The following is an 18881-nucleotide window of genomic DNA, read 5'->3' on the forward strand; positions in this document are numbered from 1 at the left end:
CGGCTTCGTACATGCCCACCCTCAACCAGCAGCGCACCCACAAATACATCGCCGCCCGCCAGCAGCACCCGGCCTGGGTGTTGCTGGCTTCTCGGCGGGCGCCCCTGGCGTTGAGCTGTCTGGATGCGTTGTTCGAGCACCAGCGCGATGGCGTGCCGTTTGATGCCGCCGTGCAGGCGCTGGCGGACCTGCTGGCAGCGCACGCCAACGAGGTGGACTTTGAAATCGACAGCACCGACACCCTGGGCCAGGCCCGGCGCGAGGTGCGCGAATGGATACGGCGCGGGCTGGTGGTGGAGCGCGAGGGGCGGGTGTTTGAGACCGATGCGCTCAAGACCGCGCTGCGCTTCATTGCGCAGCTCGATGGGCGCATGATGACCTCCACCGCATCGCGCCTGGCGGTGGTGCAGCGCGAAATCGACAACCTGGCCGCCGCGCTCAACCCCGACCCGCAAAGCCGCGCCGAGCATCTGCAGCGCCGCATGGCCGATCTGCAGCAGCAGCTCGATGACGTGCAGGCGGGGCGCATCGCAGAACTGACGCCCGAGCAGGCCGTGGAAGGCATTCGCGAGGTGTATGCGCTGTCGGTCAGTTTGCGGGCGGACTTTCGGCGGGTGGAGGATTCGTGGCGCGAGGCCGACCGTGCGCTGCGCGAGGCCATCATCAGCGCCCGCCACCACCGGGGCGCGGTGATGGACCAGCTGCTGGACGGCCACGCCAACCTGCTCAACACGCAAGAGGGCCGCGTGTTCGACAGCTTTCACCAGCAACTGTCCCACCAAACCGAGTTGACCGAGATGCGCCAGCGCATCCGCCAGATCCTGGACCATCCTGCTGCAGACAAGGCCCTGGATGGCCTGCAGCACAGCACGCTGCGCCTGCTGGTGCAGCAGCTCATCAAAGAGGCCAAGGTGGTGCAGGCCGTGCGGGCGCGCAGCGAGCGCGAGGTCAGCCAGTTCATGAAGACTGGCCAGGCGGCCGAGAACCAGCGCGTAGGGCAGTTGCTCAACGACGTGCTGGAGCAGGCGCTGCGCATCGACTGGCAGCGCCAGGCCGTGCGCCGCCAGAGCGCGCCGCTGCCGCCGGTGGGCGTGGCACTGGGCAGCGTGCCATTGGTAGAGCGGCTGCGCACCAAGTCGCTGGACGGCGGCGCACAGGCCGCGCTGCTGCTCACCACCCAATACACCGACCTGGGCCAGATGGACAGCGAGTTTTGGCAGGCGTTTGAGGGGCTGGACCGCGACGCCCTGGTGCAACGCACCTTGCAAACGCTGGCCGAGCAGGGCCAGCCCATGACCTTGGCCGAGCTGGCCGCCGCGCTGCCACCGGGCGAACACGACCTGGAGACGCTTGCACTGTGGCTGGCCATGGCGCGCGAGGCGGGCGTGGCGCTGCAGCCGGGTGAGGAGCAGATCGACACAGGAGATGGCGGCCAGCACTGGCGCTTTACCGTGCCGCGCGTGGCACTGGATAGCGCGCAGTTGGCGCACAGGGAATGGGAGCTGTGATGGAGCAAGAGCCGGATATTTTTGACCGCATGGCCGCGCAGGCCGCAGGCGTTGAGGCATCGCCATTACTATCAAAAGAGGAGCTGCCAGCGCTTTCTGCAAAAGCGTTTGAGGCACAAAATCCTTCACAAACCCCGTCCAACGTGCGCCAGGCGCTACAGTTTTTGCTAGCGCACGGCTGGCTCGAATCTGCGGTCAAGCCCAAGCTGTTCGGCCTGGTTGCGGCGCACACCACGCTGCTCGATGCACTGCTGGAACCGCTGGACCTGCGCGTGGTGGTAGACGACGTGCGTGGCCTGGCCTTTTTGGCCGTAGTGCCCGGCTACGCAGGCGACGACACCGATGAAAGCGAGCAGGACGACTGGACGCACCCGCTGATGAAGCGCCAGCGGCTGACGCTGGAGCAATCGCTGCTGCTGGCCTTGTTGCGGCGCGAGTTTTTGCAGCGCGAGCAAGAAAGCGGAACCGGCGCGGTGGTGCGCGTCACCGTCGATAGCCTGTTGCCGCAGCTCGAAACCTACCTGGGTAGCACAGGCAGCGACATGCAAGAGCGCAAGCGCCTGGGACAGTTGCTGGAGAACCTGCGCACGCACGGCATGGTGACCGAGGTGGATGCGCAAGACTGCATCACCATCCGCCCGATGATCGTGCACCTGCTCAACCCCGAGAACCTGCAAACGCTGCTGCTGCGCCTGCGCGAGGTGGCTGAACAAGGCAGTGCAGCCAAGCCAGAGGGCACGCCATGAGCGCCGACGCCTCCTTCATCCTGCAAGAGCTGCACCTTTACAACTGGGGCGCGTTCGCAGGCCGCCACCAAGTGGCCATCGACCCCGGCAACAGCGCCATCATCGGCCCCACGGGCAGCGGCAAGACCACGCTGGTCGATGCGCTGATGACGCTGCTGTGCGCCAGCCCGCGCTACAACCTGGCCTCGACCGGCGGGCACGAAAGCGACCGCGACCTGGTGAGCTACGTGCGCGGCGCCAGCGGCCAGGGCAACGACAGCGGCGACCACATTGCACGGGCCGGGCGCTGCGCCACGGGCGTGGCTGCACGGCTGGTGCGTGGGGCTGAATCGGTCTGGCTGGGCGCGCTGCTGTGGTTTGACGGCAGCAGCCAGTCGGCCGCCGACATGCAAAAGCGCTGGCTCTTCGCGCAGGGGCAGGAACACAACCTGGACCTGTGGCTGGAGGAGCAGCACAGCGGTGGTGCCAAGGCACTGGCGCGGCTGGCCAAGGACAGTGACGGCTTGCAGATGTTCAGCAGCAAGGCCCCGTACCTCGCCAAGCTGCACAGCTTTTTTGAGGTGGGGCCCAACGCCTTCACACTGCTCAACCGCGCGGCGGGCCTCAAGCAGCTCAACAGCATTGACGAGATTTTTCGTGAGCTGGTGCTGGACGACCACGCGGCCTTTGACGATGCGCAGAAGGTGGTCGATGGCTTTGCCGAGCTGGCCTCCATCCACGCCGACCTGGAGCTGGCGAATGCGCAGTTTGTATCGCTGCTACCGCTGCGCGACCTGGCCACGCGCGAGCAGCAGCAGGCCCAGCACCAAGCGAGCCTGCAGGCGCTGCAGCAGCAACTGCCGCACTGGTTTGCGGCGCAGGGCGCGCAATGGTGGGGCCAGCGCGTGGCGCAATTGCAGGCCCAGATGGCGGCGCGGGGCGATGCACTACTTGCTGCGCAAGCGCAGGTCCACCGCGCCCGCAAGCACGAGCAGGACTTGCACGGCCTGTACCTGCAAGCAGGTGGTGCCAGCATCGAATCGCTGCAAGAGAACATCGAGCATGCGCGCAAAGAGCTGGCACGCATTGCGCACAACCTGGCGCAGTACCAGGCACTGGCGCGCAACCTGGGGCTGGGGGACCACGCAGAGGCCGACCACTTGGTCAGCCATCAGGCCCAAGCCCAGGCGGCGATGGAGCAGATCGATGCCGAAGAGGCCGAGTTGCAGGCCGACGCCGAACGCGCCATCGTCCAGGCCCACAACGCCCACACCCGCCTGCGCGACACCCAGGCCGAGTACGACGCCGTGCGCCAGCGCCCTGGCTCCAACCTGCCCGTAGAGTTTCAGCGCTTTCGCGCCGAGCTGGCCGAGCACCTGGGCGTGCCAGAAAGCGACCTGCCCTTTGCCGCCGAGCTGGTCGAAGTGCGCCAAGCCGACCAGGCCTGGCGCGGTGCCATCGAGCGTGCGCTGGGCAGCCACCGCCTGCGCATTTTGGTGCCCCAGGCCGCGATGCAGGCCGCGCTGCAGTGGGTGAACCAGCGGCACAACCGCTTGCATGTGCGCCTGCTGGAAGTGCGCGATGCCACGCCTGCAGCGTTCATGCCCGATGGCTTTGCGCGCAAGCTCAACCTGAAACCCGCCACCCCCACCGCGCACCTGAACACGCTGCGCCAGTTGCTGCAGGGGCTGGACCGCCACTGCGTGCCTGACGTGCAAACCCTGGAGCGCACACCCCACGCCATGACGGTGCAGGGGCTGATGTCCAGCCACTCCGGCCACTTCGACAAGCAAGACCAAAAGCGCCTGGACCAGGACTGGATGACGGGGTTTGACAACCGCGACCGGCTGGCGCATTTGCTACAACAAAAGGAGCAGTTAGCGCTTGACTATCAAGCGCTAGAGGCCAAAAAGACCCAAACCCTGAATGCCCAACGCCAGGCACAGGAACAGCGCCAACTGTGGGCCGCCCTGCAGGCGCTGCGCCGCGAAGACCTGGACACGGCGGCTGCCGATGCGCAGTTGCAGCACAAAACGCAGCAACTGCAGGCGCTGCTGCACCCGGGCTCAGACACCGCACAGGCCCAAAAGCGCTGGGACGCAGCGCAAGCGCAAACCCGCGCTGCCGAAGCCCAGTGGCGCGATTTGCAAACGGCACAGACGCAAGACGAGACCTTGCGGACCACTGCGCAAAAGAAGCACAGCGCTTACCACGCACGCAGCGCTGGCGCGGCCGTGATCGACACGGACTTTGCCACCGACTTTGCAGCCAGGCTGGCCAGCGCCGGGCACCGCCTGCCCCCGCTTGATGGCGACAACCTGGAAACGCAGGAGCGCGAAGCAGGCACCACGGTGCAAGCCAAAGTCACCGAGGCCAGCAAAAAGCTGGGCACCCTGCACACCGACATCGTGCGCCAAATGGGCAAAGCCAAGGCCGAAGACCGGGGCGCACTGGCCGACCACGCGCAAGAGGTGGATGCGCTGCCCCACTACCTGCAGCGCCTGCAAGCGCTGGAAGAAGAAGCCCTGCCGCACAAACGCCAGCGGTTTCAGGAATACCTCAACAACACCTCACAGCAGGGCGTGGACACGCTGCTCAACGGCATCGCCGCGCAGGTGACCGACATTGAAGAGCGCATTGCCCAGCTCAACGACACCCTCCAGCGCGTGGACTTCCAGCCCGGCCGCTACCTGCAGCTGGAGCCCCGCGCCGTCGTGCACCAAAGCCTGCAAGAACTCAACCGCGCCCAGGCCCAACTGCGCACCGAAAGCCTGCGCGACGACGGCGGCCAAAGCCACTACCGCGCGCTGCGCGCCATCGTCGAAATCCTGCAAACCCACGCCAGCAACCGCCGCAGCAAGGCCGCCCAGGCGCTGCTGGATGCCCGCTACCGCCTGCAGTTCGCCGTGCTGGTGCTCGACCGGGCCAACGGCCGGATGCTGGAGCGGCGCACCGGCTCGCAAGGCGGCAGCGGGGGCGAGAAAGAAATCATCGCCAGCTACGTGCTCACCGCCTCGCTGAGCTACGCGCTGTGCCCCAGCGGGGCCAGCCGCCCGGTGTTCGGCACCATCGTGCTGGACGAAGCGTTTTCCAAAAGCTCGCAGGCCGTGGCCGCTCGCATCATCCAGGCACTGCGCGAGTTTGGCCTGCACGCGCTGTTCGTCACGCCCAACAAGGAAGTGCGCCTGCTACGCAACCACACGCGCAGCGCCGTGGTGGTGCACCGGCGCGGCGCACAGGCCACGCTGGCGTCGCTGCGCTGGGAAGAAATCGACGCATTCCGCCGGAGCGCTCCAAGCACTCCAAGCGCCCCCACCGGCATAGAGGCATGAAGTCGCCCCAGGCACTGGCTGCACGGCTGGCCCAACACTGGAACAGCGCCGATTGGCGCGAACGCCAGCTTCTGGGCGCCACCGCCGCGTGGCCGCTGACCCTGGCCATCGGCCAGCCCGACACGGCCGTGTTTCTGAACGACGCCGCCGCGCTGCGCTGCCATTTGCAGCAGTGGCGCGCCGTAGAACAGCACGGCCTGGGCAGCGTGCAGTGGCAAGAGCGTCGCTACCGTGGCAGCAGCGACGCCATCGCCGTGCCCACGCACTGGCAGTTGGCCAAGCCCTCGCAGTGCATCGCCGCCATCAGCCACTTCAAGGTGCCGGGCCATGCGCAGGTCAAAAGCGACTACGCCCGGCTCAGCACCCTCATCGCAGGGGTGGAGCGGCCCGGCTTTCAGCGCCTGCTGGTGCGCCGCCTGGTGCAGTGGCGCGAAACGCCCACCGAAGCCGTCATTGCCGCCGCGCACACAGCCCTGCAGCTGGAGCCCGGCTGCGCCCAAGGCAAGCCCCTGCGCGCACTGGCCGTGCAGGGCAATGACACCAAGTTTTTTGAACGCCACGCCAGCCTGCTCACCGCCTTGCTGGACGAGCGCTTCGACGGTGAAGCCAGCCGCCAGGGGCTGGTGGGCTTTCTCGGCGCACTGCCGGAGGACGACCACTGGCTGCTCATCGCCCCGCTGTCCCCCGACCTGCTGCCGTTTGCCCAGATGCGCGTGCGCGCCAGCGAGCTGCTCACCACGCCACTGCCCGACAGCCGCATCCTGCTGGTAGAAAACGAGCGCTGCCTGCACCAACTGCCACAGCCCGTGGCACACACCATCGCCGTGCTGGGCGCAGGCCTCAACCTGGGCTGGCTGGCCGCGCCCTGGCTACAAGGGCGCCGCGTGGCTTACTGGGGCGACCTCGACACCTGGGGCCTCCACATGCTGGCCACGGCCCGCCACCACCTGCCGCACCTGCAGGCGCTGCTGATGGACGCAGCCACCTTCAGCGCCCACCAGCACCTGGCCGTGGCCGAACCAGTGCATGCCCCCGACAGCGCTTGCGGCACGTTGGCACCCGACGAGGCCACGCTGTGCGTCCACCTGCGCACGCAGCAAAAGGGGCGGCTGGAGCAAGAGTTTGTCCCCACCAACGCCGTGCACCGCGCCGTGCGCGCCTGGGTGGATGGAGATTAGGCACAATCCCACCCCCATGCGCTCCCCCATCTCCATCGTTGACGTAGACCGCCTCGACACCTGGTCCCGCTACCGCGCTGGCTTGTGCGACACCTGCGCGGCCAACTGCTGCACCATGCCGCTGGAGGTGCAGTTGCCCGACCTGGTGCGGCTGGGGTTGGTGGATGCGTTTGAGGCCGAGCATGAGGAGCCGCGGCAGATTGCCAAGCGGCTGCAAAAGGCGCGGCTGATTGACCACTTCAACCACAAGAATGTGGTGTTCACCATGGCACGGCGGGCCAGTGGGGACTGCAATTTTCTGCACCCCACCACGCGGCTGTGCACGGTGTATGAACAGCGGCCCGACACCTGCCGCCTGCACCCGCAAAAAAAGAGCCCCAAGCCGGGGTTTTGTGCCTACGGGCGACGCGTGGCCTGATTGACTGACTGACCGATTGTGGGGGCGCAGCAGCGGCAAGGTTGCATGGCGCGGTGCCGTCCAACCGCAGCGCGGGCCCTCGCAGCGCATGCGGCTTCAATGGTCAAAATGGCCTCTAGCGCTTTCTGCATAAGCGCTATCAGCTATTATTTTAATAGCATTTATGGGCGTGCTGGCTTGTGGCCCACGCGGTGGGCGCGCAGGTCCTGGTCGGTGTCCTGCAGCCCGCGCTCTACATCGCGGTAGGCCTGCTGCATCTGCGCGTCGGGCTCGCCATGGGTCATGTCCACCGATTCATCGCGCTCGTGGGGCAGCTTGGGGGTTTCTGTGTCTTTGGCGGGCGCGGGGTCTGTCTGCAACGGCCCCTGGGTGTCGGGCCCCGGCATCTGGCGCTTGGTGGTGTCTATCGACGGCTCGGGCCCGGTGGGGCCTGGGATGGGGTGGTTGCGGGTGTCGGTTGGGGGCATGGGGGTCTCCTTGAAGTGGATGACAGGATTGCCAACCAGGCCATCGTAGAAACGCCCGCAATGCAGGCGTGTAGGCCCACATGCCATGCGGCCGCCGGGGGATGGAGACTTTGGGCAGGGCCTGCCGCTTGACCCGTGCCACACTCTTGCCCTTACAACAGGTGGTTATGTCTTCTACAGAGTGGGCCCAGGCGGCCCTGCAGTCGTTTGATGCGGTGGTGCAGGCCACCGAGGGGTTTCGCAGCCGCGCCGGACAGCGGCTGATGGCCGAGCAGGTGGCGCGCACCTTCAGCACGGCCACGCTGGGCAAGGTGGATGAAGAAAGCGGCGAGGCCGCGCCCACGCGCGCCATTGCCGTCATCCAAGCGGGCACAGGCGTGGGCAAGTCGCTGGCGTATTGCGCGCCTGCCATTGCGCTGGCGCTGGCACGGGGCACGCGGGTGCTGATCTCGACCGCCACCGTGGCGCTGCAGGAGCAGCTGGTCAACAAAGACCTGCCGGCGCTGGCCGCGCGCATGCCGCAGCCGTTCAAGTTTGCGCTGGCCAAGGGGCGTGGGCGCTATGTGTGCAAGCTCAAGCTTGACCGGCTGGCCGGCACGGGCGAGGCGCATGGCGAGGACGATGACGACCTGTTCCCCGAAGAGGCCGTGAGCGCCCGCCACAAACGCTCCCACCAGGAGACGGAGGCGCGCATGCAGTTTTATTCGACCATGGCGCAGACGCTATCGAAGGGCGCCTGGGACGGCGACCGCGACAGCCTGGACACCCCGCCCGAGCCCGAGGTGTGGAGCCCCGTGGCGGCCGAGGGTGCATCGTGCACGGGCAAGCACTGCCCGGCCTTCAGCCAGTGCACCTATTACGACAAGCGCAAGGAGCTGGTGGGCGCGCAGGTGATCGTGGCCAACCACGATTTGCTGCTGTCGTCGCTGGGCGCGCGTGTGCTGCCCGAGCTGGACAATTGCCTCCTGGTGCTGGACGAAGCCCACCACTTGCCCGCCACGGCGCTTGCCCAGTTTGCGTGCAGCATGGATTTGTCGCGCATCACCTGGATCGAGCGGCTCTCCAGCCGGGGCCTGCGCATTGGCGCGCTGCTGGAGGTGGAAGAGATTGCCGACATCCCGCGCCATGCGGCCCAGCTGCGGCAGACGCTGCAGGACCTGGCGCGCATCGTGATGGACGTGTATGGCGACCACCTCAAAAGCCAGAAGGACACCTGGGGCCCGGCGCGCGTGCGCGTGCCCCGCGGCGAACTGCCCGAGCCCCTGATTGCCCCGCTGGGCCTGCTGGCCGCCAGTGCCGATGGTTTTTTGGAAGCGCTGCGCGCCATCAGCAAAGCCCTGCGCGCCGAGATGCGCGACAAGCCCGACGAGGCCAAGCGCCTGTCCACGCTGTATGCACAGATCGGCATGCTGGCGCCGCGCCTGGAAGAGCTGCACGCCACCGCGCAACTGCTGCTGCAGGATGCCCCCGAGGGCGCCGACCGCAGCTTTGTGCCCGCCGCCAAGTGGTTCACGCTGGAGATGGATGGCGACTTCATCGTGGTGAAGGCGCACGCCAGCCCCATCTTGCCCGGCACCACGCTGCGCAACCACCTGTGGAGCGCGGTGCGCGGCGCGGTGCTGACATCGGCCACGCTCACCAGCTGCGGCAATTTCGATTTCTTTTTGCGCGAAGTCGGCCTGCACGGTGACGAAGCCGCCTCCACACTGGAGGTGGCCAGCCCCTTCAACTACGCCGCGCAGGGCACGCTGATTGCGGCCGAAACGCGCGCCGACCCCAAGAACGCCGCGCAGTTCACCGCCGAAATGGTCGATGCGCTGCTGCACGACATTGCGCGCGTGGAATACGGCGCGCTGGTGCTGTTCACCTCGCGCGAGCAGATGCGCCAGGCGGTAGACGCATTGCCCACCGCCATGCGCAGCGTGGTGCTGGTGCAAAACGCGCTGCCGCGCGCGCAGCTGCTCAAGCGGCACCGCGAGCGGGTGGAGGGCGGTGAGCCTTCGGTCATCTTCGGCATGCAGTCGTTTGGCGAGGGGCTGGACCTGCCCGGGCGCCTGTGCGAGTCGGTCTTCATCACCAAGCTGCCCTTTGCCCCGCCCGACGACCCCGTGGGCGAAGCCCGCGCCGAATGGCTGCGCGCCGTGGGGCGCGACCCCTTCAGCGAACTGGTGGTGCCCGCCACCGCCATCCGCCTGGCGCAATGGGTGGGCCGCGCGATCCGCACCGAAGAAGACATGGCCCATGTGTATTGCTACGACAAGCGCCTGACGCGCACCAGCTATGGCCAGCGGCTGCTCAAAGGGCTGCCGGCGTTTGCGCTGGAGCAGCGCGCACCCCTGTGATGGCACGACACTTCACACACCACATTTCCAAGCACATCAAAAGCGAACAGAGAGAGGACCAACCATGCCCCACACCATTCCCGCCTGCCCCCAATGCGGCCAGGAAAACACCTACCCCGATGGCAGCAACTACGTGTGCCCCGACTGCGCATTGGAATGGCCGCAGGTGGCCGATGCCGCCGAAACCGATGCGGCAGAAGCAGGCGACGGCGTGGTGCGTGACGCCAACGGCAACCCCCTGGCCGATGGCGATGCCGTGATTCTGGTGAAAGACCTCAAGGTCAAGGGCTCGTCCTCCACCCTGAAAAAGGGCACCAAGATCAAGAGCATCCGCCTGGTCGATGGTGCAGATGGCCACAACGTGGACTGCAAGACCGACCTGGGCAGCATGCTGCTCAAATCGGAGTTTCTGAAGAAGGCCTGATGCTTTGTTTTTGATAGCTGCTAGCGCATGTTGCATAAGCGCTACAGGCCAAAAACACTTGATATCAGCGCCGACTACCCGTCCACCGTACCTGCGCTGCAGCATGTCCCACCCCATCGCCGTCATCGACTTTGAAACCACCGGCATCTCGCCCGGCCAGGGTGCGCGCGCCACCGAGGTGGCCATCGTGCTGCTGGAGGGCGGGGTGGTGGTGGACCGGTTCCAGAGCCTGATGAAAACCGGCGCGTGGATTCCACCCTTCATCACCCAGCTCACCGGCATCACCAATGCCATGGTGAACGCCGCGCCCGCTGCAGCCGAGGTAATGGCACAGGCCGCGCGCTTTGTGGGCAACGCGCCCATGGTGGCGCACAACGCGTCGTTCGACAGCAAGTTCTGGCAGGCCGAGCTGGCACTGGCCGGGGTGCCAGCGCCGCAGCCCTTTGCCTGCACGGTGCTGCTGTCGCGCCGGCTGTACCCACAGGCGCCCAGCCACAAGCTGGGTGTGCTGGTCGATTACCACGGCCTGCCGCGCACGGGCCAGGCCCACCGGGCGCTGGCCGATGCCGAAATGGCCGCCGCCCTGCTGGCGCGCATGCAGCACGACCTGCGCACGCAATGGCGCGTGGCCCAGCCCGACCATGCCCTGTTGATGGCGCTGCAGCGCTGCGCCCGGCCCGCAGTGGGCAAGCTGCTGGCTCAACATGCGGCCAGCGAATGAGCCCCCATGCCCCGGCGCGGGACTCATTTACTATTATTTTAATAGCTGTTAGCGCTTATCCGTTAAGGGCTACAGGTCTTTTTGGCTCTTAAAGCGGGGTTTGCACCGCCCTTGCCCATAATCGCGCCATCTTTCCCCACAAAAGGACTTTCATGTCGTATCTGGTTCTTGGTTTGGTGCTGTTTCTGGGCGTGCATTCGGTGCGCATCGTGGCCGATGGCTGGCGCACGCAGATGCGGGCCCGCCTGGGTGAGGGCGCCTGGAAGGGGCTGTACTCGGTGGCTTCGGTGGTGGGCCTGGTGCTGGTGGTCTGGGGCTACGGCCTGGCACGCCAGCAGCCCGTGGTGCTGTGGAATCCACCCGTGGGCATGCGCCATGCGGCTTCACTGCTCACGCTGATCGCCTTTGTGCTGCTGGCCGCCGCCTATGTGCCGCGCAACGTGTTCAAGGCCAAGCTGCACCACCCCATGGTGCTGAGCGTGAAGGTGTGGGCGCTGGCGCACCTGATCTCCAACGGCAACCTGGCCGATGTGGTGCTGTTTGGCGCTTTCCTGCTGTGGGCAGTGCTCGACTTTCGCGCTGCGCGCCAGCGCGACCGTGCGCAAAACTCGGTGTACGCGCCCGCCACGGCGGCAGGCACGGGCATTGCCGTGGTGGTGGGAACGGCCGCGTGGGCAGGCTTTGCGTTCTGGGCGCATGTCTGGCTGATCGGCGTGGCGCCGCTGGGACGTTAAGGCAGCCAGTCAGTAAGGCGCAGCACCATTTGCTGCGCCAGCAGGGGCCCGCTGCTCCACGGTGGAGCGGCTGCGGCCACACCTGCAGGTTGGTGCGGGCCGCACCGTGCTGCGGCACTGCGGGGCGGTTGCCCGGCCCATTGAGATCCCGCACAACCCAACACCAGCGTGGCGTACCGACCTGCCAGGCAAGGCTGCACCGTGTCGCCGCCACGGGTTCCTGAACGAATCTATTTTCTGCATGGCAAAAACGTCCATCTAAAACTCATGTTTAGGTTTTGGCGGCAAATTCGATACAATTTGTAAAGTTATCGTAACAATCCTCACAACCTGCCGCCAGCCAGCAGTGGCCTGAACCAGCGCCCGCCAGCCACGCCAGCCCGTTCTGCCTCCCATGAAACAAGGTTCCGACGTCCCGCCACAGTGGCCACGACAAACAGCGCTTTGGCTGCTCTGCGTCTGGATGACCAGCGTCCATGCGCAAGCCGACATGGCCGACTTGCCGCTGGAGCAGCTCATGCAGCTGCAGGTCACCACGGCCAGCCGGTATGCGCAAACGGCCCTCGAAGCGCCCGCCACCGTGAGCGTGGTCACCGCCGACGACATCCGGCTTTTTGGCTACCGCAACCTTTCCGAGGTGCTGGGCAGCATGCGCGGGCTGCATGTGTCGTACGACCGCACTTACCACTACCTGGGCACCCGGGGGTTTGCCACACCGGGCGACTACAACACCCGCGTGCTGCTGCTGGTCAACGGGGTCCGATTCAACGACAACCTCTACGATCAGGCAACCATCGGCACGGATTTTCCGATCGACCTGGATCTGGTGGACCGGGTGGAGTTTGTGCCCGGGCCCGGGTCGGCGGTGTATGGCGCCAATGCGTTCTTTGGCGTCATCAATGTCATCACGCGCAACGGCCGCCAGCTGGCCGGGCCGCAGGTGAGCGCCGAGGCCGGCAGCCACGGCAGCGCCAAGCTGCGGTTTTCGCTGGGAACGGTTGACGCCCACGGGGGCGACTGGCTGATTGCCGTGACACGCGCCACCACGCGCGGGGCAGACCAGTATTACCCCTCTTACGACACGCCATCGACCCACAACGGCGTGGCCCAGGGGCTGGATTTTGATCGCAGCACCCAGCTGTTTGCCCGGATGCACCAGAACGGTTTGACGTTGACGCTGGCGCATGGCGAGCGCAACAAAGGCATGCCCACGGCGGCCTACTCCCAGGTGTTCAACGACCCGCGCTCACGGCTGACCGACACCACCACGCGCCTGGCGGCCGAATACACCACCCAGGTGCGGCCGTCCCTGGCGTTGACCGGCCGGGTCCATGCGGGCCGCTACGAATACGTGGGCGACTATGTCTACGACTACCCGCCCCTCACGGTGAACCGCGATGTGGGAACCGGGCAGTGGTGGGCAACCGAGTGGCAATGGGTCAGCACGGCACTGGCACGCCACAAGCTTTCGTGGGGCGTGGACTACCGGCGTGACACGCGCATCGATCAGCTCAATTTCGATCTGGAGCCACGGACAGACAACCTGGACGCCCGCCGCACCGGCGATGCCCTGGGCATTTTTGTTCAGGACGAGTTTGCGCTTCGCCCCGATCTCACGCTGCACGCCGGTCTGCGCTGGGGGCGGCAGTCGGGCAGCAAGGGCTCTGTGAACCCTCGGCTGGGCCTGGTGTACTGGTGGAACCCCACCACCGCCATCAAGGTGCTGCATGGCACCGCCTACCGCCCCCCCAACGCCTACGAGCGTGACTACCGCGTTGACACCCCCGGTGGCGTGGTGGACACGGTCGCCCTGCGATCCGAGCGTGTGCGCACCACCGAGCTGGCGCTGGAACACGCCCCCACGGGCGCAAGCCGCATGCTGCTGACGGTGTTTCGGTCCAACGTGACCAACCTGATTTCCCTGGGACACGCCCACCAGCCTGACCGGTTTACCTTCACCAATGCAGGCCGGGTGCATATGCAGGGCCTGGAGGCCGCGGTAGATCACCGCCTGGACGGTGGCGCGCGCGTGCGCGCAGTCTATGGCAGGCAAAAGCTGCGCGACACCGTGGCAGACACCGGGCTGACGCACTCTCCCGAGCACTTGCTCAAGCTGCAGTGGTCGGACTCTGTGCGGTCCCCTGCCGGGTTGGGCTGGCAATCGGGCCGCTACGCGGTCGAGGTGATCGGCGTCGGCTCGCGCCGAACCTTGCAACACGCACGCCTGCCAGCCAACATTCGCACCAACCTCACCTATTCCGCACGCATTGCGGATGTGGATGTGTCGGTGGGTGTGTACAACCTGTTCAACCGCCGCAACGCAGACCCCGCCTCGTACGAGATCCGCGAAGACTCCATTGCGCAGGACGGCCGGACCTACCGCGTAAAACTGACCTACGCGTTTTGAGAGCCATGCCGACACCCAAGCCGACACCAATAGCCATGCGCCTGCGCAACACGCTCCTGATCGGGCTGTGGGCGTTGAGCTGCGGCACGGGGGCCCGCGCCGATGCATTGGTTGAAGAGCTCGATCTGAAGGCGGCCTATGTCTTTAACTTCATCCAGTTCATCGAATGGCCCGAGAACGAAGCCGTTGCCAGCCGCGACTGGAGCATTTGTGTTTCGCCCTTCAGCCCCCTGAAAAGACCGCTGAGCGCCCTGGAAGGCAAACCCGCACGCAAGGGCCAGCCTATCCAGGTGAGGCTGCTGGACCTCGGTGCACTGCACAAGTGCCGGGTGGCTGTTTTCCACAATGCCGACGTGGAACCCATGCTGCGCGCGCTGCAATCCATGCCAGCCGGGCACGGCATCCTGACGATTGCCGATGAAATGACCTTTGCCAGCCCCGAGATCATGATCACGCTAAGCCAGCAGGACGGGCGCATTGTTTTTGGCGTCAGCGCCAGCGCGGCGTCCAAGGCGGGCCTTACCGTAAGTTCCAGGCTGCTGCGGCTGGCCAAGGCAGGCAAATGAATACCCAGGCCAACAACCCGCAGCCGCAACAGGCGCCGGGCCCGTCACAGACCGCGCTGTCTTCGCGGCTGGCTTTCACCAGCCTGCTGGCTGCCGGGCTGGCGCTGCTGACAATGGTGCTGGCCATCACCGGCATCGACTACTGGAGCACCCGCACCACCATGCTGCAAGACAGCCGGGTGGAGGCGGCTATCGTGGCGGACAACATCTCTGCAGCGGTGGTGTTCCGCGACACGCAAACCGCCAAGGAAATGCTCGGCGCCCTGAGGTTGTCCCCCATGGTGATCGGCGCCGGTGTGTACGACTCGGATGGCGTGCTGCTGGCGCACTATGTGCGCGAGCGTGATCCGGGCTTTCCGACCACCGTTTTCGAGCTGGGCATGGGCGATGCGACGGAGCGCGCCGGGCTGCGCACCCTGGAGATCGCACACCCCATCGTGGTCCCCTCGGCGGTGGGCGGCACGCTTTACATCCGCAAGTCGATGAGCGCGGTCTACCAGAACCTGGCCATCCGCTTTCTCAGTGCCCTGCTGATTGCCGCAGGCGTGATGGGCATGGCCACCGTGATGGTGCTGCGAAGCCGCGCCGCAGTGCGCGATGCCGAAAACCGCCTGCAAGCCCTGGCCCACACCGATGCCGTCACGGGCGTCGGCAACCGGCACGCCTTCAACGAGCGGCTCGCTGCAGAAATGCGGCGCGCGGTCCAGCTGCAAGGCAGGGTGGCGCTGGTCTATATCGATCTGGACAATTTCAAGACCCACAACGACACCTTCGGCCACGCCGCAGGCGACGGCCTGCTGCGCCAGGTGGCCCAGCGCCTGCAGTCGGTGGTGCGCGGCACCGACGCCATTGCACGCCTGGGTGGCGACGAGTTCGCACTGATCCTGCGGCTCGACATGGACGACGCGGCGCTGCAGAAATACGGCCAACGGGTCATCAACGTCTTTCAGGCCCCCTACACCGAAGGGGGACAAGAGGTGAACGTGACCTGCAGCGCGGGCGTGGCCACCTTTCCCGAGGATGCCTCTGACATCGACGGCCTCATCAGCAATGCCGACACCGCCATGTACCGCGCCAAAGAAATGGGCAAGAACCGCTACGTGCGCTTTGAGGCATCCATGAACCAGGCCGCGGCGCGGCGCCACGCCATCGAAATCGCGCTGCGCGCCGAGCTGGAGCATGGCGACGGGCTGTCGATGCACTACCAGCCCCTGATTTCGGCCGCCGATGAGTCTTTGGTGGGCGCAGAAGCCCTGCTGCGCTGGACCCACGCAGAGCTGGGCAACGTATCCCCCATGGAGGCGATTTCGGTGGCCGAAGACTGTGGCCTGATCGTTGCGCTGGGCTATTGGACGATGCGCACCGCATGCCGGGATGCCGCAAGCTGGGGCGCTGGCAACCCCCTGCGCGTGGCCGTCAACATATCGGCCCGGCAACTGGGCGACCCGCAGTTTCTGGAACGCGTGATGGATATCCTGCGCGAGGAAGGGCTGCCCGCCCACCGGCTCGAAATCGAGCTGACCGAAACCGTGCTCATGGAAAACATGGAAGCCGGAGCACACACGCTGCACCGCCTGAGCCAGCTGGGCATCCATCTGGCCATTGACGATTTCGGCACCGGCTACTCGTCACTGGCGTACCTGCGGCAGCTGCCAATGCGGCGGCTCAAAATTGACCGCAGCTTTGTCAAAGACCTGCCCCGGCAAGAACACAGCCGCACCATCGTCTCGGCCATCGTGGCGCTGGCGCATGGCCTCGGCCTGCAGGTCACGGCTGAAGGCGTGGAGACACGCGATCAGGCAGAGTACCTGATCGGGCAGGGCTGCGACATTTTGCAAGGCTATGTGTTTGCACGGCCCATGCCAGCACAGCAGTTTCTGGCGTTTCAGCAAGAACACCGCGCAGACCGCTGGATGAACTGAATGCTCCGGTCCAGCGGGTTGATAAGCTATCATATTAATAGCTGTTAGCGCTTATTCATAAAGGGCTAGAGCCCATTTTTGCTCTTGAAACGGCTCCCCCGGCCCGTGGCGTTGCTGCACCACGGAACCGGGATGAATGCGGGCTCAATACGCCAGGTTGAGCTGGATCACCGCTGTGCTGCCGCTGACTTCATAGCCCACCAGCAACAGCGGTTTGCCATTGGGCGAGTCGCTGGCGGGGATGAAGACCAGGCCCTCGGGGCCCAGGTCGCCCACCTGGGCCAACACCGCTGCGGGGCTCTTGGTGGTCCAGTCGTTGCGGGTGTTCAGGTAATCCACGCGCACGGGGGCTGTGGGAGAGGTGATGTCATACACCAGCACGCCGCCCATGCGTTCCAGCCCAATGAAGGCAAAGGTTTTGGCACCAATGCGGCCCACGGCAACGCCTTCGGGCTCGGGGCCCTTGTTGTCGCTGCGGTTGTCCAGCGTGCCGCCTTCTTCGTGGTTGGAGTTGAAGAAGGTTTTGCAGGGGATGTTGCGCTGTGCGCCGGCCTGGCAGGCGTCGCTGGCGATGAATTTTTCAATTTCGGCGCCCGAATCCCAGACCAGCTTGCCATCGTCGCCCCAGATGGAAAACGAGCGCCCACCGTAGGCATAGAGCGCGTCGTACATCAGGCGGTCGCCTGCCGCGTCCTGCACACCGGCGGCATTGAATTTCAGGGGCGCGCCGCTGGCATCGGTGCGGTAGCCCTGGGTCCAGGACACGTTCAGGCGGCCCAGCTGGTCGTCGTCGCGGCATTTGCCGGGGTTGCCCGCCACCGCGCCGCAGTAGCCAAACACCGCCGGGTTGAGCAGGCCACCGGCGGCCAGCGCCTTGAGCTGGGGCGCCAGGTCATCGCCCGAGCGGCCCGACCAGCCTTTGCTGTTGATCAGGTGCTTGACGCGGAACTCTTCCACAAAACCCTTGCTGGCATCTCCCGCCCAGTAGGCGCTGTTGCCTTCACCCCAGGCGCGTGCATCGCCTTCGTTGGCGGTGACCAGGTAGGTCTTGCCCCCGGCCTGGTAGCTGGCCACGCTGTCGGGCAAATACAGGCCGCGCACGCCCGGCCAGGCGCGCAGGTTGGCGGCCAGGTCGGTGTCGGAGGTGTCGAGTGCGTTGGCGGCCAGCCCGTGGTCTTTGTACCCCAGCGGCGCGATGTCTTTCACCGTGGCACTGGCGATGTCGATGCGGGCCAGGGCGTTGTTCTCTTGCAGCGTGACCCAGGCGGTCTTGCCGTCGGCCGCCACGGCAATGTATTCGGGCTCGATGTCTTTGGCGGCAGTGGCACCAGGGCCGTAAATGCGCACGCCCTTGGCGCGCAGTGCGGCCTCCTGGCCATTGAATGCGGCAAAGCCGGCGGTCTTGACCACGGGGGTCTGGGGCGTGCCCACATCAATGATGCTGACCGAGCCTTCGGGGTCGATCTGGTAGTCGTCGCTGGGCTCGCCTTCGTTGGCAACGAGCACGGTGCGGCCGTCGGGGGTGAAGGTCACCATGTCGGGCAGCGCGCCCACGGTCACCTGGCTGACGAGTTGCAGGTCGCTGGCACGGTACAGCGCCATGCGGCCCGGGTCGGTTTTGACGGCTGCCTGAATGGCCACCGCCACCAGACCGCTGTGCACGGCAATGCTGTTGATGCTGGAGCCCGGCAGAACTTGCGCCGAGCTGATTTGCCCCAGGCGCTTGGGCTGCGTGGGGTTGCTCAGGTCCAGCACGTCCACCGCTCCAGCCTGCGCATTGACCACGAAGGCACGCCTGGAGGCGGCGTCAAACGCCGGAATCTCTGCCGCGCTCTTGCCAAAAATACCGGTCTCAAAGCTGCCGATTTTCTCCAGCTTCAGGCTCACTGGGGTGCGGGGCTCGTCATCGCTGCCCCCGCAGGCAACCAGCGCTGCACTGGCGAGCAGCGTGGTGATGAAAAGACGGCTGGGCGCGCGCAAAGAGGCCAACGTGAAGGGCTGCATGGGGTGGGTGTTTCAAAGGGCTACAAAAGCTGCGGTTGTATGCAAATTGGGTGACAAGCCCGTGACGCTTTGCACCCATCCAGGCGGAAGGCAAGTGCCCGTCAATGCCCCCGTTGGCGCCCAGCGCCATGCA

The 18881-nt window shown here is 66.0% G+C and carries 14 protein-coding genes; 12 read left to right on the forward strand and 2 right to left on the reverse strand.

Features of this window, described 5'->3' with window-relative positions; genetic code table 11:
* Nucleotides 1-11: 11 nt before the first annotated feature.
* The 5 genes from K226_RS0103540 to K226_RS0103560 are packed head-to-tail and all read left to right on the forward strand — an operon-like array spanning nt 12 to nt 7161.
* Nucleotides 12-1508 (forward strand): DUF3375 domain-containing protein, encoded by a 1497-nt coding sequence (locus K226_RS0103540; protein ID WP_024813493.1) that lies wholly within the window; start codon nt 12-14, stop codon nt 1506-1508.
* The gene (locus K226_RS0103545) at nt 1508-2254 is read left to right on the forward strand and encodes a DUF4194 domain-containing protein (RefSeq protein WP_024813494.1); all 747 of its coding nucleotides are present in this window, start codon (nt 1508-1510) and stop codon (nt 2252-2254) included. Before K226_RS0103540 ends, K226_RS0103545 begins: the two co-directional genes overlap by 1 nt.
* Entirely contained in the window at nt 2251-5565 is a 3315-nt protein-coding gene (locus K226_RS0103550; protein ID WP_024813495.1) for an ATP-binding protein, read from the forward strand. The genes K226_RS0103545 and K226_RS0103550 overlap by 4 nt, the downstream gene beginning before the upstream one ends.
* Entirely contained in the window at nt 5562-6743 is a 1182-nt protein-coding gene (locus K226_RS0103555) for a Wadjet anti-phage system protein JetD domain-containing protein (protein ID WP_024813496.1), read from the forward strand. The genes K226_RS0103550 and K226_RS0103555 overlap by 4 nt, the downstream gene beginning before the upstream one ends.
* Before the next feature lie 16 nt (nt 6744-6759).
* Nucleotides 6760-7161, forward strand: coding sequence for a YkgJ family cysteine cluster protein (locus K226_RS0103560; protein WP_024813497.1), 402 nt, complete (start codon nt 6760-6762; stop codon nt 7159-7161).
* A 161-nt stretch (nt 7162-7322) separates the two neighbouring features.
* On the opposite strand, the gene K226_RS0103565 is transcribed toward K226_RS0103560, so the two are convergent.
* Nucleotides 7323-7628, reverse strand: coding sequence for a hypothetical protein (locus tag K226_RS0103565; protein ID WP_024813498.1), 306 nt, complete (start codon nt 7626-7628; stop codon nt 7323-7325).
* A gap of 167 nt (nt 7629-7795) precedes the next feature.
* On the opposite strand from K226_RS0103565, the gene dinG reads away from it, so the two are divergent.
* From dinG to K226_RS0103600, 7 genes are all read left to right on the forward strand, one after another.
* Nucleotides 7796-9970, forward strand: a complete 2175-nt coding sequence (dinG, locus tag K226_RS0103570) for an ATP-dependent DNA helicase DinG (protein WP_024813499.1) — start codon at nt 7796-7798, stop codon at nt 9968-9970.
* A gap of 64 nt (nt 9971-10034) precedes the next feature.
* Nucleotides 10035-10394: a zinc ribbon domain-containing protein YjdM gene (locus K226_RS0103575; protein WP_024813500.1), complete on the forward strand. Its 360-nt coding sequence runs from the start codon at nt 10035-10037 to the stop codon at nt 10392-10394.
* 103 nt (nt 10395-10497) lie between these two features.
* Nucleotides 10498-11115, forward strand: coding sequence for a PolC-type DNA polymerase III (locus K226_RS0103580; protein ID WP_024813501.1), 618 nt, complete (start codon nt 10498-10500; stop codon nt 11113-11115).
* Nucleotides 11116-11267: 152 nt separating this feature from the next.
* Entirely contained in the window at nt 11268-11849 is a 582-nt protein-coding gene (locus tag K226_RS0103585; protein ID WP_024813502.1) for an NnrU family protein, read from the forward strand.
* Nucleotides 11850-12312: 463 nt separating this feature from the next.
* A complete protein-coding gene (locus tag K226_RS0103590; RefSeq protein WP_024813503.1) occupies nt 12313-14256 on the forward strand; it encodes a TonB-dependent siderophore receptor in 1944 nt (647 codons plus the stop codon).
* A gap of 35 nt (nt 14257-14291) precedes the next feature.
* Nucleotides 14292-14822 carry a YfiR family protein gene (locus K226_RS0103595; RefSeq protein ID WP_024813504.1) on the forward strand — a complete coding sequence of 177 codons (531 nt, stop codon included), beginning with the start codon at nt 14292-14294 and terminating at the stop codon, nt 14820-14822.
* Nucleotides 14819-16744: a bifunctional diguanylate cyclase/phosphodiesterase gene (locus K226_RS0103600; protein ID WP_024813505.1), complete on the forward strand. Its 1926-nt coding sequence runs from the start codon at nt 14819-14821 to the stop codon at nt 16742-16744. The genes K226_RS0103595 and K226_RS0103600 overlap by 4 nt, the downstream gene beginning before the upstream one ends.
* Nucleotides 16745-16888: 144 nt before the next feature.
* On the opposite strand, the gene K226_RS0103605 is transcribed toward K226_RS0103600, so the two are convergent.
* Nucleotides 16889-18748 (reverse strand): choice-of-anchor I family protein, encoded by a 1860-nt coding sequence (locus tag K226_RS0103605; RefSeq protein ID WP_051463458.1) that lies wholly within the window; start codon nt 18746-18748, stop codon nt 16889-16891.
* Nucleotides 18749-18881 lie beyond the last annotated feature (133 nt).

This window comes from Acidovorax sp. JHL-3, from assembly GCF_000526295.1.
GTDB lineage: Bacteria > Pseudomonadota > Gammaproteobacteria > Burkholderiales > Burkholderiaceae_C > Acidovorax > Acidovorax defluvii.

Coding starts and splice junctions, on each gene's coding strand:
- K226_RS0103585 (WP_024813502.1), top strand. CDS start 11,268: ATGTCGTATCTGGTTCTTGGTTTGGTGCTGTTTCTGGGCGTGCATTCG.
- K226_RS0103545 (WP_024813494.1), top strand. CDS start 1,508: ATGGAGCAAGAGCCGGATATTTTTGACCGCATGGCCGCGCAGGCCGCA.
- K226_RS0103565 (WP_024813498.1), bottom strand. CDS start 7,628: ATGCCCCCAACCGACACCCGCAACCACCCCATCCCAGGCCCCACCGGG.
- K226_RS0103600 (WP_024813505.1), top strand. CDS start 14,819: ATGAATACCCAGGCCAACAACCCGCAGCCGCAACAGGCGCCGGGCCCG.
- K226_RS0103605 (WP_051463458.1), bottom strand. CDS start 18,748: ATGCAGCCCTTCACGTTGGCCTCTTTGCGCGCGCCCAGCCGTCTTTTC.
- K226_RS0103560 (WP_024813497.1), top strand. CDS start 6,760: ATGCGCTCCCCCATCTCCATCGTTGACGTAGACCGCCTCGACACCTGG.
- K226_RS0103590 (WP_024813503.1), top strand. CDS start 12,313: ATGACCAGCGTCCATGCGCAAGCCGACATGGCCGACTTGCCGCTGGAG.
- dinG (WP_024813499.1), top strand. CDS start 7,796: ATGTCTTCTACAGAGTGGGCCCAGGCGGCCCTGCAGTCGTTTGATGCG.
- K226_RS0103580 (WP_024813501.1), top strand. CDS start 10,498: ATGTCCCACCCCATCGCCGTCATCGACTTTGAAACCACCGGCATCTCG.
- K226_RS0103550 (WP_024813495.1), top strand. CDS start 2,251: ATGAGCGCCGACGCCTCCTTCATCCTGCAAGAGCTGCACCTTTACAAC.
- K226_RS0103595 (WP_024813504.1), top strand. CDS start 14,292: ATGCGCCTGCGCAACACGCTCCTGATCGGGCTGTGGGCGTTGAGCTGC.
- K226_RS0103555 (WP_024813496.1), top strand. CDS start 5,562: ATGAAGTCGCCCCAGGCACTGGCTGCACGGCTGGCCCAACACTGGAAC.
- K226_RS0103575 (WP_024813500.1), top strand. CDS start 10,035: ATGCCCCACACCATTCCCGCCTGCCCCCAATGCGGCCAGGAAAACACC.
- K226_RS0103540 (WP_024813493.1), top strand. CDS start 12: ATGCCCACCCTCAACCAGCAGCGCACCCACAAATACATCGCCGCCCGC.